Raw genomic sequence first — 12,824 nt, 5'->3', positions numbered from 1 at the left:
GAGGCGGCTGGCGCGGCCCCGGCCCCGGCCAGCGCCGCGGCGCCGGCCCTGGCGCGCGACGGCAGCGCGCCACCGCTGACCCCCGACCTGCACGCGCGCCTGCTCGACGGCATGCAGCGCTACCGCGGCCGGGTCCTGTTCATCTTCAGTAGCGCCGACCTGACGGCGCAGGAGTTCCTCGACATGTGCAAGGCTTCGCGCAGCTGGCAACGGCTGCTGGCCAACCCGGCCGTCCAGCAGCGCACGCTGGACGGCGCCGACCATACGTTCTCGCGCCGCGCCTGGCGCGACCAGGTGGCGCACTGGACCAGCGAATGGGTGGCCGCATGCTGAAGCGCGTGCTGATGGTGGCCTTCCACTTCCCGCCGCTGCGCGGCAGCAGCGGCATCCAGCGCGCGCTCAAGTTCGCGCAGTACCTGCCGGCGCTGGGCTGGCAGCCGCTGGTGCTGTCGGCGCACCCGCGCGCCTACGCCAACCAGGGCCCGGACCAGCTGGCGGAAATCCCGCCGCAGGCCGTGGTGCGGCGCGCCTTCGCCCTCGATTCGGCGCGCCACCTGGCCTGGCGCGGGCGCTATATCGGCTGGACCGCCTGGCCCGACCGCTTCGTCAGCTGGATCATCGGCGCCGTGCCGGCCGGCCTGGCGCTGGTACGCCAGTACCGGCCGCAGGTGATCTGGACCACCTACCCGGTCAGCAGCGCCACCCTGATCGGCTACCTGCTGCACAAGCTGACGCGCCTGCCGTGGATCGCCGATTTCCGCGACCCCATGACCGACGAGTTCTACCCGCGCGACCCCAAGCTGCGCGCCATCGCGCGCTGGATCGAGCGCAAGGCGGTGCACAACGCGGCGCTGGTGGTGTGCACCACGCCGGGCGCGGTGGTGACCTACACCACGCGCTACCCGCAGCTGCCGCGCAGCCGCTTCGTGGTGCTGGAAAACGGCTATGACGAGGAAAACTTCCGCCATGCCGGCGCCGGCGCCGCGCCGGCGCCGGCCGCCGGCCGGCCATTCACCCTGGTGCACAGCGGCATCATCTACCCGTCCGAACGCGACCCGGTGCCGCTGTTCCGCGCCCTGGCCACGCTGAAGGCGCGCGGCGCGCTCGACGCCGGCACGCTGCGCGTGGTGCTGCGCGCCACCGCGCACGACGACTATGTCAACCGCCTGCTGGCCGAACACGGCATCAGCGACCTGGTGCAGGTGGCGCCGCACGTGCCCTACCAGGCAGCGCTGGCGGAAATGCTGACGGCCGACGGCTTGCTGGTGCTGCAGGCGAGCAACTGCAACCACCAGATCCCGGCCAAGCTGTACGAATACCTGCGCGCCGGGCGCCCGATCCTGGCCCTGACCGATGCCGCCGGCGACACCGCCGCCACCTTGCGCAACGCCGGCGTCGACACCATCGCCGCGCTCGACGATAGCGCCGCCATCGAGCAGGCCCTGCTACATTTCCTGCACTTGGCGCGCGCCGGCCAGGCGCCGCTGCCGACGCCGGCGGCGGTGGCAGCGGCGTCGCGCCAGGCGCGCACCGCCGAACTGGCACGCCTGCTGGACAGCGTGCTGCCGCAATCGCAGGTCTTGCCGGCCCCGGCCGGCTCTACGGAGGAAGCATGAATTACCGAGCATTCGCACTGGCCGCCCTGCTGGGCGCGCCCGCCCTGCCGGCCCTGGCTGGCGCCTGTGGCGACCTCAACATCAACCAGCACGACTACCGCAAGGGCAATGGCGCCGACAATATGCTGTTCCTGGTCGAGACGCGCCACTTCAACGAAGACGTGGAAATGGGCATCAAGGGCATCACCGGCACCCTGGGCGGCGACCTGGACTACACCTTGCGCCACTTCCCCAACCACCCGCGCGCGCTGAACACGGTGCTGCGCCTGGCGCCGCGCTACCGCTTCACCACCATCCCGGGCACCCAGCTGCCGATCGAATGCTATTTCGAGCGCGCGGTGCGCTTCTACCCGGACGACAGCGTCGGCTGGCTGATGTATGCGCGCTACCAGTCGCTGCGCGGCAAGGACCGCGAGGCGCTCGACATGCTGAAGCGGGCCCATGCGCTGGCGCCGGACGAGCCGTCGATCAACTACAACCTGGGCCTGGCCTATGCGCGGCAAAAGAAATTTGCCGAAGCCCTGCCCTATGCGCAAAAAGCGTACGCGCAGGAATTCCCGTTGCCGGCCCTGAAGCAGACCCTGGTCAAGGCCGGCCACTGGGTGGAACCGGCGCCGCTGCCGAAGAAGGCTGAGGCCGAGGCACCGGCGGACGCGGCCGAACCGGCCAAACCATGATGCGCCTGCTTGGCCGGCGGGCCGGCGCGCTGGCCGCCCTGGCCCTGCTGCTGGCGGCGGCCAGCGTCTACCCGGCGCCCAAGCTGCTGCTGGCCGGGCTGCTGGGCGCCTATATGGCGCTGCTGTGGTGGCGCCCGCACGCCTGGCTGCTGGCGGTGCCGGCCCTGCTGCCGGTGCTCGACTTCGCGCCGTGGACCGGCTGGTTCTTCCTGGAAGAACTCGATTTGCTGCTGCTGGCCACCTGCGCCGTCGGCTACTGGCGCCTGGGGGACGCGCGCGCGCCGACCCGGCTGCCGGGCCCGGTGCGCCTGGCGCTGGCCGTCTTCCTGCTGTGCTACCTGGTGGCGGCCTGGCGCGGCATCATGCCGCTGGCGCCGCTGGACGCCAATTCCTTCGCCAACTACACCAGTCCCTACAACGGCTTGCGCGTGCTGAAAGGCGTGCTGTGGCCGCTGCTGCTGCTGCCGCTGCTGCGCGCCACGGCCGGCGAGCAGGGCGCCAACCTGCAGCGCCTGCTGGTGCCGGGCATGCTGCTCGGCCTGGCCGCCTGCAGCCTGGCCGTGGTATGGGAGCGCCTGGCCTTCCCCGGCCTGTTCAATTTCGCCAGCGACTACCGCCCGACGGCGCCGTTTTCCGCCATGCACACCGGCGGCGCCGCGCTCGACGCCTACCTGGCCATGGCCTTCCCCTTCGTCACCCTGTGGCTGGTCAACCACCCGCCGCCGCGCCGCCTGGCACTCGGCCTGGCCGCGCTGGCGGTCGGCGTGTTTGCCGGCCTGACCACGTTCTCGCGCGACATCTACCTGGCCTATGCCGCCGCCGGCGGCGTGATCGCCCTGCTGGGCGCGGCCAACCACCTGAAGGCGGGCAGCCTGTCGGCACGCACGCTGGGCGCCTCGCTGCTGCTGCTGGCCCTGACCTACTGGGTGCTGGTGCAGGTGTTCGGCAGCGGCGGCTACCGCGGCCTGGGCGCCGCGCTGGGCCTGCTGGCCAGCGCCCTGCTGCTGGGCGGGGCGGCGCCGCGCGTGGCGCGCCCGGGCGCCGCCCTGGCGCTGGCCGTCGGCTTGCTGCTGCTGGTCGGCGCGCTCGGCCTGCTGGCGCCCAATGCCGGCGCCGCCACCGCCAAGGGGGCCTACCTGGCGTATGGCGTGGCCCTGCTGTGCGCGGCCGGCGGCATCGGCCTGCTGGCCTTCGGCCCGGCGCCGCGCCGCCCGCTCGGCGTATTGCTGCTGGCGGCGGCGCTGCCGGCGCAGGCACTGGCCACGGCCCTGGTGGCGCGCCATTACGGCGGCAACGAGACCTTGCCGGCCAGCGCCATGGTGATCGCCCTGGCGCTGGCCCTGGCGGCCAGCCGCCTGCTGCCGACCCCGCCGTGGAAGCTGGAGCGCGGCACGCTGACCGTGGCCTTCTTCAGCGCCATCGTGTTTGCCGCCCTGATCCCGATCACCGGCAGCTATTACACCGGCAGCCGCTTCGCCACCGTCGGCAAGGACGTCGGCACCCGCCTGGCGCACTGGAGCGAAGCGCTGGGCATGATGGACGACGACGCCCTGACCAGCGCGTTCGGCCAGGGCCTGGGCCGCTTCCCCGTCACCTACCACTGGAAAAACATCCATGGCGAAGTGCCGGGCACCTTCACTTACGCCGAGGAGCCGCGCAACAGTTACCTGCTGCTGAGCGCAGCGCAGTACGCGATCGGCTACGGCGAAGTGCTGCGCATGCTGCAGCATGTCGATGTCGAGCCCGGCAAACGGTATATCTTCAGCATGGATATCCGCCGCAACAGCGCCGATGCGCGGCCCTCGGCCATGGTGTGCGAACGCTGGCTGATCTACCCGCAACTGTGCAGCGTGGTGCCCCTCCGGCCGGGCCCGCTGGCTGCCGGCTGGCAGACGCTGACGGCGGAATTGCCGGTGCGCGCCGCGCGCAGCGGCAGCTGGGGCGCGCCGCTGGTGCTGGAAGTGTCGAACAGTTCGCACAAGGCGCCGCTCGAAGTGGACAACATCAGCCTGCGCGAAGCCGACAGCGGGCGCGAGCTGGTGCGCAATGGCGGCTTTACCGATGCCAACAATTACTGGTTCTTCAGCAGCGACCGCAACCACATGCCCTGGCACGTGAAGAATTTCGCGGTCAACCAGCTGTTCGAGCTGGGCTGGGTCGGCGTGGCCGCCACCGCCTTCCTGCTGCTGGCGGTGGCGGCGCCGCTGATCGCACGCGGCCTGGGCGGCGACAGCTTTGCCACGGTCAGCCTGGCGGCGCTGGTGGGCTGCATGATGGTGGGCCTGTTCGACACGATCACCGACGTGCCGCGCCTGAGCACCCTGTTCCTGCTGCTGGCCATGGCCGGCTGCCTGAAGCCGGCGCGCCAGCGCATCAAGGTGCGCCGCGAGCGGGCGCGCGCCGACCTCGATGCCGATGCTGACAGCCTGGCCTGAGCGCCGGCCATGAGCACGACGCCGCGCCTGGCTCCCGCCGTCGAGGATCTGCTGGGGGACTTGCTGGACGCGGCGTACGATAAGCGCCTGCCCACTGCCACCCTCGAATCCCTGTTGGCATCGCTGCTGGCACAGGCAGACGTCGCCGCGTTCTGGAACGCCGGCCCGCATCCTGACAAGCTCGCCGCGCTGCGCGCTGAGCTCCATGCCATCCAGCAGCAGGAAGCGGCGCTGCACGCAGCACAACGGGCAAGCCTGCGCAGCAGACTAAACAGGATGCGCAAGTCGCTGTCCCGGATCGGCTTGCCGCGCACCGCGACGGTCCTGGCGCAAATGCGCGACGATTCACCGGCCTTCGGCAAAGACGTCGAGCATGTGCTGCTGCGCGCTCTCCTGCGCGAGCCGCCGCCACGCTCGGTCGGGGCCATCGACCTGCTGCTCTCCATCCTCGAGAACAGCGCCGGCCGGGCCAGCGAGCTGCTGCGGCGGCATGGCGTGTCGCGCTACGAACCGGTATGCCATCTGACCCGTCTTGCGCACCCGCTGCCCGTGGCGCCACAGGCTTGGCCACCAGACGCGACGGCGCTCCGGCTGTTCCTGCGCAACGACGATTTCACCCCCATGGATTTCGTCGTCGACGTGTTGCAGGCGGTGTTCTCGCTGTCGCCGGCAGCGGCCGACGCGATGATGCATGAAGTGCATGACAAAGGGCACGCCTGCTGCGGCACCTTCCCCCTGCCGCTGGCGCAGGAAAAGCTGCGCCAGGTGGCGGACCTGGCGGCCGCGCAGCAGCATCCGCTGCGCGCTTTCCTGCAAGCCGCCAGTCAGGACGCCGAAGCCTTGATGGCGTGACGTTCCAGCAGGTCGTACAGGGTCGGGCGCGACACACCCAGCAGCTCGGAAGCCTTGACGATATTGCCCTCGACGCGCGCCAGGGCGCGCACGATGGCTTTGTATTCGGCTTCGTCGCGCACCTGGCGCAGGTTGAACGGCTCCGCCTCGAGCGGCGCGCCGGACAGGCCCAGGTCGTCCGCCGTGATGGCCGGGCCGTCGGCCATGATGATGGCGCGCTTGATGCAGTTTTCCATCTCGCGCACATTGCCCGGCCAGTCGTGGTGGGCGATCTGCGCCAGCGCGTCCGGGCTGAAATGCAGGTTGGCGCGCCCTTCCTGGGCGCAGAAGCGGTTCTTGAAATGCTGCGCCAGCAGCACCGCGTCGCCCTCGCGCTCGCGCAGCGGCGGGATGGTCAGCACGATTTCCGACAGGCGGTAGTACAAGTCCTCGCGGAAGCGGCCAGCCTTCACCAGCTCCTTCAGGTTCTGGTGCGTGGCGCACACGATGCGCACGTCGACCGGGATTTCCTCGTGGCCGCCGACGCGCTCGATCACGCGCTCCTGCAGGAAGCGCAAGAGCTTGGCCTGCAGCGGCATCGGCAGGTCGCCCACCTCGTCCAGGAAGAAGGTGCCGCCGTTGGCCGCTTCCACCTTGCCCTTGGTCTGCTTGACGGCGCCGGTGAAGGCGCCCTTCTCGTAGCCGAACAGCTCGGACTCGAGCAGGGTTTCCGGGATGGCGGCGCAGTTGATCGCCATGAAGCGTTCCTTGGCGCGCGGGCTGCCCAGGTGCAGGGCGCGCGCGATGACTTCCTTGCCGGTGCCCGATTCGCCCAGCACCATGGTGGTGGCGGTGCTGGGCGCCACCTTCTCCACCTGGCGGCACACTTTCAGCATGCCGGGGTCGCGCGAAATGATGCCGGCCAGCGGGCTGTCGGCGTTGCCCTGCTGCATGCGGCGGTTTTCCTGCTGCAGGCCGTGCAGGACGAAGGCGCGCTTGATCACCAGCGACAGCAGCTCCGGCTCGCACGGCTTCTGGTGGAAGTCGTAGGCGCCCATGGCGATGGCCTGCACCGCGTGCGAGCGGTCCTGGTTGCCGGTCAGTACGATGACCTTGGTTTCCGGCGCCAGCGCCAGGATCTGCTGCAAGGTGGCCAGGCCCTCGGTGGCGCCGTCCGGGTCGGGCGGCAGGCCGAGGTCCATGGTGCACACGGCCGGCTCGTGCCGGCGCAGCTGCGCCAGCGCCGCTTCGCGGTCGCCGGCCACCACCACTTCATAGTCGTCGAAACTCCACTTCAGCTGCTTTTGCAGGCCGGGGTCGTCTTCAATGATCAACAGCTTGGGTTTGCTCTGGCTCACAACTAGTCCTTGCGCCGTCAGGCGGCTTGTTCAATGGTTTGCTGGCGGTACAGCGGCAGGCTGACCGTAAACGTGGTGCCTTGTTCCGGCACGCTGCGCACCTGCAGCGTTCCACCAAGCTGGTGGATGTAATCCCGGCTTTCAAAGGCGCCGATGCCCATGCCGGCCGACTTGGTCGAGTCGAACGGTTTGAACAGGCGCTCGCGGATGAATTCCTCGCTCATGCCGCTGCCGGTGTCGCTCACCTCCACCTGCACCTGCTCGCCGACCTGGGCCAGGCGCACCGTGACCTTGCCGTCGCGCGGCGTGGCCTCGATGGCATTTTGCACCAGGTGGCCCAGCACCCGCTCCAGGCGCTCGGCCTCGGCCAGCACGCGCAGGCCCGGCTGCTGCACTTCCAGCTGCGGCTTGGGCTCGAAGGCGGCTTTCAGCGCCACCGCCTGCGCCAGCAGCTTGCCCACGTCCTGCGGCGTGGCGCGCTCGGGCGAGGCGGTGCGGCTGAGTTTTTGCAGCATCAGTTTCATTTTCTGCACCGATAAGGTGACAGTCTCCATCATATCGCGCTGGAACTCGGGATTGTCGGCATGTTTTTCCGCATTGGCGGTCATCAGCGACAGCTGCGCCACCAGGTTCTTCAAGTCGTGCACGACAAAGGTCGACAGGCGGTTGAAGGAATCGAACTGGCTGGCCAGCATCAGGGCATTGTCGGCTTCCTGCTGCGCCAGGTAGGAGGCGGCCTGGGTGCCGGCAATTTTCAGCAAGTCGAGCACTTCCCAGTTCAGCTTGACTTCGCTGCGCGAGGCCATCAGCACCACGAAGCCGGCCAGGCGGCCCTGCAGCAGCAGCGGCACCACCAGCCAGGCCTTGGGGAAGGCTTGCAGCCAGGCCGGCAGCGGCACGTCCGGGTCGTGCAGCACATGGGCCGGCACGTCCACCAGCCACTGCTTGCTTTCCATCAGCTGGCAGAACGGCGAATCGGCCGGCTCGCTGGCCTGCTGCGCGTGCACATGCCAGGACGCCACCGGCTCGAAGCGCTGCTCGCGCCGCAGCCACAGGGCGCCGCCCTGGCTCTCCACCAGCTCGGCCAGGGCGGAGATGCTGCGCTCGCCCAGGTTGGGGCCGGTGGCCGACAGGGTGCGCGTGAAGGCCAGCCATTCTTCGCGGTAATCGTAGTTGTAACGGTAGAAGTGCTTGCTGATGAAGACTTTGAGCCAGGCGCGGAAGGTGCCGGAAAACAGCACGCCGACCAGCAGGAAGCTGGCGCCGAACAGGAAGGCCAGCTGCATCAGGCCGCCCCACGAGCCGCCCACGAAGCGCAGGTAGTAGGCGGCCATGCTCATGGCCAGCAGGTAGACCGCCGAGCCGAGCAAGGCGGCCGAGTGGAAGGCGACGCGGCGCGACACGGCCAGCTGGGTCGGCCAGGAGGCGCTGCGCAGCAGCGAAATCGCCAAGAGCGGCACCGTCAGCGCATTGACCACGCCGCGCGCCGCCCACAGTTCGGGGTCGAGCTCGCGCAGCAGCAGCATGTCGCTGTACAGGTAGAAATCGTAGGCAAACAGGGCGCCCAGGCCGAGGCAGAAGAACTTGATGCCCCAGCGCACCTGCACGCTGCGGTCGCGGTACAGCTGCTCCACCAGCAGCATGCCGAGCACGGCCATGCCGAGCCGGCCCACGGCCTGCACGTGGAAGGCCAGCGAGGATGGCAGGGCCGCCGCCAGCAGGCCAACCACGGCCATGGCCAGGTAGACCGCGACGCTGGCCTGGAAGATGCGCGAGCTGCGCTGCCACAGGCCGAGCATGGAGAGCAGCAGGCCGGTCCAGGCGGCATTGCGCAGCCATTCAGCGCCGTGCAGCACCCAGGCCGCCCACGGCACCACGGTGGCGCTGGCCATCACCAGGCCCCACAGCACGCTCAGCAGCGAGGCGGCGGCCAGCGCGCGCCGGTGCGGGCGCTGGCGCCAGCCGGGGACCAGCATCAGGCTAAAGAACAGAAACGCCAGCGCGGCGCTGGCGTAACTGAAGGCAGCGGTGCTGGTCGGCATCAGGCCTCCATGTCCTTAACGGCCCCCCCTGAACAGCACCACCTTGACGGTGTCGATCAGGCACAGCACGTCGAGCAGCAGGCTGTTGTTCTTGACGTAGTACAGGTCGTACTGCAGCTTCTGCAGCGCGTCTTCCACCGTGTCGCCATAGCCGTAGCGCACCTGGGCCCAGCCCGTGATGCCCGGCTTGATGCTGTGGCGCACATTGTAGTAAGGCACGCGCTCGGTCAGCTGCTCGACGAAGTAGGGGCGCTCGGGGCGCGGGCCGACGAAGGACATTTCGCCCTTCAGCACGTTGAGGATCTGCGGCAGTTCATCGATGCGCAGCTTGCGGATGATGTTGCCGACGCGCGTGATGCGCGGGTCGTTCTTGGAGGCCCACTGCGGCGTGCCATTCTTTTCCGCATTCTTGAACATGCTGCGGAACTTCAGCACGCGGAACACGTGGCCATCCTTGCCGACCCGCTCCTGCGAGTAGAAGATCGGCGCGCCGTCCTCGATCACGATGGCGATGGCGGTGATGAGCATGACCGGCAGCGATACCACCAGCAGGCTCAGGCTGGCGACCAGGTCCACCGTGCGCTTCATGAAGGTGCGCATGAAGCTCTGGTCGAAGCCGCCGCCGAACACTAGCCAGGACGGCTGCACCGACTCGACCCGGATCTGGTAGGTCTCGCGCTCGAAGAAGGTGGCGGCGTCGGTCACCTGGATGCCGTACAGCTTGCACTCGAGCAGTTCCTTGATGGGGAAGGCGCCGCCGCGCCGGTTCTGTACCGACACCACGATTTCCGCCACGCGCTGGGCATTGGCCAGGGCCACCAGCGAGCCGCCCTCCGGCAGGTGCAGCAGCTTGCTGTGCGGCACGCACACCTCTTCCGACGGCATGGCGACATAGCCGGCGATATCGTATTTGCGGTAGTTGGTGTCGCGCGTGGCCAGCTCGCCGCACTCCTTGGCCATGGCGCCGCCGCCGAGGAAGATGATGCGGGTGGCCAGGAAATGCGAGCGCGAGGTTTTCAGGAACATGGCGCGCGCCAGCAGGATGCCGGTGCCGGCGATCACGAACACCAGCACCAGGATGCCGCGCCCGAAATACAGGTCGGGCGCCAGGTAGAACACCAGGGTCAGGATGCAAAAGCCCATGGCGAACGACGGCATCAGCTGGAAGAAGAAGGGATTGCGCAAGCCTTCCTGGAAATTGATCTGGTACATGCCCAGCGCGCTCATGCTGAAGACGATGGCGGCGGCGAAAATGCAGGCCGACATGAAGAAATGGTCGAGCTTGGGGACGACGAACTGTTCACCGTCGAAGAAGCGCAGGCCCGCCCCGGCATAGAACGAGCCAATCAGGATCATCACTTCCATGAACAGCAGGCTGAACACAACCTTCGAGATGTAGTGATTGGAAATTCTTAGCATTTTTAGTCCCTCCCGCTTTACTTCTTATGCAGGCTGCGAAGGCGGGCGCTGCCTTCACGCCTTTCTTTATCCCTGGTTTTGCGGGGCCAGGTGGCGGACGTACCAGTCCATGGCCTCCTGCAAGCCGGCGCCGATACGGTGCGTCGGCTCGAATCCCAACAGCTCGCGCGCCTTGCTGATGTCGGCCTGCGAATGGCGCACGTCGCCGGCCCGGAATCCCTGGTACTGGGCCTGATGCTGGCGCAAGTGCGGGAAACGCTCCTGCAGCAGGTCGCGCATCATCAGGTAAAGCTGGTTGAGGCTGGTGCGCTCGTTGAGCGCCACGTTGTACACCTGGTTGAGCGCCTCGGGGCGGTCGGCCAGGGCTGCCAACAGGTTGGCTTGCACCACGTTATCGATAAAGCAGAAATCGCGGCTGGTTTCACCGTCGCCGTTGATGAACAGCGGACGGTTGCGGATCAGGGCCGACACCCACTGCGGGATCACGGCGGCGTAGGCGCCCTCCGGGTCCTGGCGCGGGCCGAACACATTGAAGTAGCGCAGGCCGATGGTTTCCATGCCGTAGGTGCGGGCAAAGACGTCGGCGTACAGCTCGTTGACGTATTTGGTGACGGCGTACGGCGACAGCGGGCGGCCGATGGTGTCTTCCACCTTCGGCAGGGCCGGATGGTCGCCGTAGGTGGAGCTGGAGGCGGCATACACAAAGCGCCGCGCCTTGGCGTCGCGCGCCGCCACCAGCATGTGCAGGAAGCCGGTCACGTTGGCGCTGTTGGTCAGCAGCGGGTCGTCGATCGAGCGGCTGACCGAACCGAGCGCAGCCTGGTGCAGGATGAAGTCCTTGCCGGCGCAGGCGGCGTGGCAGGTGGCCAGGTCGCGGATATCGCCTTCGATAAAGGCGAAGGCGGCCCAGGCCTGCGAGCCGACGGCTTCGCGCACCTGGTCCAGGTTGTGCTGGTGGCCGGTGGCGAAGTTGTCCAGGCCCGTGACCTGCTGGCCGAGCTTGAGCAGCGCCTCCACCAGGTTGGAGCCGATGAACCCAGCCGCACCCGTCACCAGCCAATGGTATCGCTGGCCGCGCAGGTGCAGCCGTACGTCGTCAAACTTGCCCACTACAGCCCTCCCAGGCTCCCTAGTACTTTTTATTACAGGCGCCAGACGCTGTAACCAGCTTCTTCCAGGCCTGCCATATTGAATGCCGACTTGACGTCGATGAAACAGCCGCCGGGATTGAGCTTGGACGACAGCTCGCCCAGCGACAATGCCAGCAGTTCCTTGTGCGAGACGGCCGCCACCAGCGCATCGGCCGCCGGCAGCTGGTCCCAGCTCTCCAGGCGGATGCCGTATTCGTGCTGCGATTCCCCGGCATCGGCCACCGGGTCGTGCACGTGCACGTCCAGGCCGTACGACTGCAGTTCAAACACCACGTCCGCCACTTTCGAATTGCGCAGGTCGGGGCAGTTTTCCTTGAAGGTCAGGCCCAGCACATTGACCTTGGCGCCCTTGATGTGGCTGCCGGCCGCGATCATCTGCTTGACGGTCTTTTCTGCCACGAACTTGGCCATGCCGTCGTTGATGCGGCGCCCCGCCAGGATCACCTGCGGGTGGTAGCCGATCATATCAGCCTTGTGGGTCAGGTAGTACGGGTCGACGCCGATGCAGTGGCCGCCCACCAGGCCCGGGCGGAAGGGCAGGAAATTCCACTTGGTGCCCGCCGCCTGCAGCACTTCCAGCGTGTCGATGCCGATCTTGTCGAAGATGATGGCCAGTTCGTTCATCAGCGCGATGTTCAGGTCGCGCTGGGTGTTTTCGATGACCTTGGCCGCTTCCGCCACCTTCACGGAGGAGGCGCGGTACACGCCGGCGGTCACGATCGACTCATACAGTTTAGCCACTTCGTCCAGGGTTGCCGGGGTATCGCCGGACACCACTTTCAGGATGGTGGTCAGGCGGTGCTGCTTGTCGCCCGGGTTGATGCGCTCCGGCGAGTAGCCGACGTTGAAGTCCTGCAGCCATTTCAGGCCGGAATGCTGTTCCAGCACGGGGATGCAGACTTCCTCGGTGGCGCCGGGATAGACCGTCGATTCATAGACGACGATGGCGCCTTTTTTCATGTGCTTGCCCACCGTGGTCGAGGCGCCGACCAGCGGGCTGAAATCGGGGGCGTGGGCGTTGTCGACCGGGGTCGGCACGGCCACCACGATGTAGTCGGCCTCGGCCAGCGCGGCCGGGTCGTAGGTAACGCTCAGCTGGGTCGCTTCGCGCAGTTCCTGCTCCGACACTTCGCCGGTCGGGTCGCAGAAATTGCGGTAATTCTCGATCTTGGCTTGCGACAGGTCAAAGCCTATGGTTTTGCGCTTCTTGCCAAACTCGACTGCCAAGGGCAGCCCGACATATCCCAAACCAACTACCGCGACAACCTTCGCATTATCCATTTCGGGTTCCTGTG

9 protein-coding genes and 1 pseudogene are annotated in these 12,824 nt (G+C 67.8%); 5 read left to right on the top strand and 5 right to left on the bottom strand.

Annotated features, from left to right (window positions below; all coding sequences use genetic code 11):
- The 5 genes and pseudogenes from ACE3TQ_RS21055 to ACE3TQ_RS21035 all read left to right on the top strand — a co-directional run.
- Positions 1–333, top strand: a pseudogene (locus ACE3TQ_RS21055) (hydrolase 1, exosortase A system-associated); the annotation flags it as partial.
- Positions 315–1,616 (top strand): glycosyltransferase, encoded by a 1,302-nt coding sequence (locus ACE3TQ_RS21050; protein WP_374584663.1) that lies wholly within the window; start codon positions 315–317, stop codon positions 1,614–1,616. The pseudogene ACE3TQ_RS21055 and the gene ACE3TQ_RS21050, both read left to right, overlap by 19 nt.
- Positions 1,613–2,293, top strand: a complete 681-nt coding sequence (locus tag ACE3TQ_RS21045) for a tetratricopeptide repeat protein (protein ID WP_374584661.1) — start codon at positions 1,613–1,615, stop codon at positions 2,291–2,293. The genes ACE3TQ_RS21050 and ACE3TQ_RS21045 overlap by 4 nt, the downstream gene beginning before the upstream one ends.
- Positions 2,290–4,728 (top strand): hypothetical protein, encoded by a 2,439-nt coding sequence (locus ACE3TQ_RS21040; RefSeq protein ID WP_374584660.1) that lies wholly within the window; start codon positions 2,290–2,292, stop codon positions 4,726–4,728. Before ACE3TQ_RS21045 ends, ACE3TQ_RS21040 begins: the two co-directional genes overlap by 4 nt.
- Before the next feature lie 9 nt (positions 4,729–4,737).
- Positions 4,738–5,580, top strand: coding sequence for an ATP-dependent Clp protease adaptor ClpS (locus ACE3TQ_RS21035; protein ID WP_374584658.1), 843 nt, complete (start codon positions 4,738–4,740; stop codon positions 5,578–5,580).
- Here the strand turns inward: ACE3TQ_RS21035 and prsR are convergent.
- The 5 genes from prsR to ACE3TQ_RS21010 form a co-directional block, all read right to left on the bottom strand.
- On the bottom strand, positions 5,553–6,917 hold the full coding sequence (prsR, locus tag ACE3TQ_RS21030) for a PEP-CTERM-box response regulator transcription factor (protein ID WP_374584656.1): 1,365 nt from the start codon (positions 6,915–6,917) through the stop codon (positions 5,553–5,555). The genes ACE3TQ_RS21035 and prsR overlap by 28 nt on opposite strands.
- A gap of 17 nt (positions 6,918–6,934) precedes the next feature.
- On the bottom strand, positions 6,935–8,959 hold the full coding sequence (gene prsK / locus ACE3TQ_RS21025; RefSeq protein WP_374584654.1) for an XrtA/PEP-CTERM system histidine kinase PrsK: 2,025 nt from the start codon (positions 8,957–8,959) through the stop codon (positions 6,935–6,937).
- Positions 8,960–8,974: 15 nt separating this feature from the next.
- Complete coding sequence (locus ACE3TQ_RS21020; protein WP_374584652.1) at positions 8,975–10,378, bottom strand: TIGR03013 family XrtA/PEP-CTERM system glycosyltransferase; 1,404 nt, start codon at positions 10,376–10,378, stop codon at positions 8,975–8,977.
- A gap of 66 nt (positions 10,379–10,444) precedes the next feature.
- Positions 10,445–11,488 (bottom strand): SDR family oxidoreductase, encoded by a 1,044-nt coding sequence (locus ACE3TQ_RS21015; protein ID WP_374584651.1) that lies wholly within the window; start codon positions 11,486–11,488, stop codon positions 10,445–10,447.
- Positions 11,489–11,520: 32 nt separating this feature from the next.
- On the bottom strand, positions 11,521–12,810 hold the full coding sequence (locus ACE3TQ_RS21010; protein WP_374584649.1) for a nucleotide sugar dehydrogenase: 1,290 nt from the start codon (positions 12,808–12,810) through the stop codon (positions 11,521–11,523).
- Positions 12,811–12,824 lie beyond the last annotated feature (14 nt).

The sequence above is a fragment of the Pseudoduganella sp. genome (genome assembly GCF_041914865.1).
Classification (GTDB): Bacteria; Pseudomonadota; Gammaproteobacteria; order Burkholderiales; family Burkholderiaceae_D; genus Rugamonas.
This window is presented reverse-complemented; position numbering and strand designations above follow the sequence as displayed.

What these genes read in the sequence shown, in the direction of transcription:
- prsK (WP_374584654.1), bottom strand. Translation starts at nt 8,959, where the DNA reads ATGCCGACCAGCACCGCTGCCTTCAGTTACGCCAGCGCCGCGCTGGCG.
- ACE3TQ_RS21050 (WP_374584663.1), top strand. Translation starts at nt 315, where the DNA reads ATGGGTGGCCGCATGCTGAAGCGCGTGCTGATGGTGGCCTTCCACTTC.
- ACE3TQ_RS21020 (WP_374584652.1), bottom strand. Translation starts at nt 10,378, where the DNA reads ATGCTAAGAATTTCCAATCACTACATCTCGAAGGTTGTGTTCAGCCTG.
- ACE3TQ_RS21040 (WP_374584660.1), top strand. Translation starts at nt 2,290, where the DNA reads ATGATGCGCCTGCTTGGCCGGCGGGCCGGCGCGCTGGCCGCCCTGGCC.
- ACE3TQ_RS21035 (WP_374584658.1), top strand. Translation starts at nt 4,738, where the DNA reads ATGAGCACGACGCCGCGCCTGGCTCCCGCCGTCGAGGATCTGCTGGGG.
- ACE3TQ_RS21010 (WP_374584649.1), bottom strand. Translation starts at nt 12,810, where the DNA reads ATGGATAATGCGAAGGTTGTCGCGGTAGTTGGTTTGGGATATGTCGGG.
- ACE3TQ_RS21045 (WP_374584661.1), top strand. Translation starts at nt 1,613, where the DNA reads ATGAATTACCGAGCATTCGCACTGGCCGCCCTGCTGGGCGCGCCCGCC.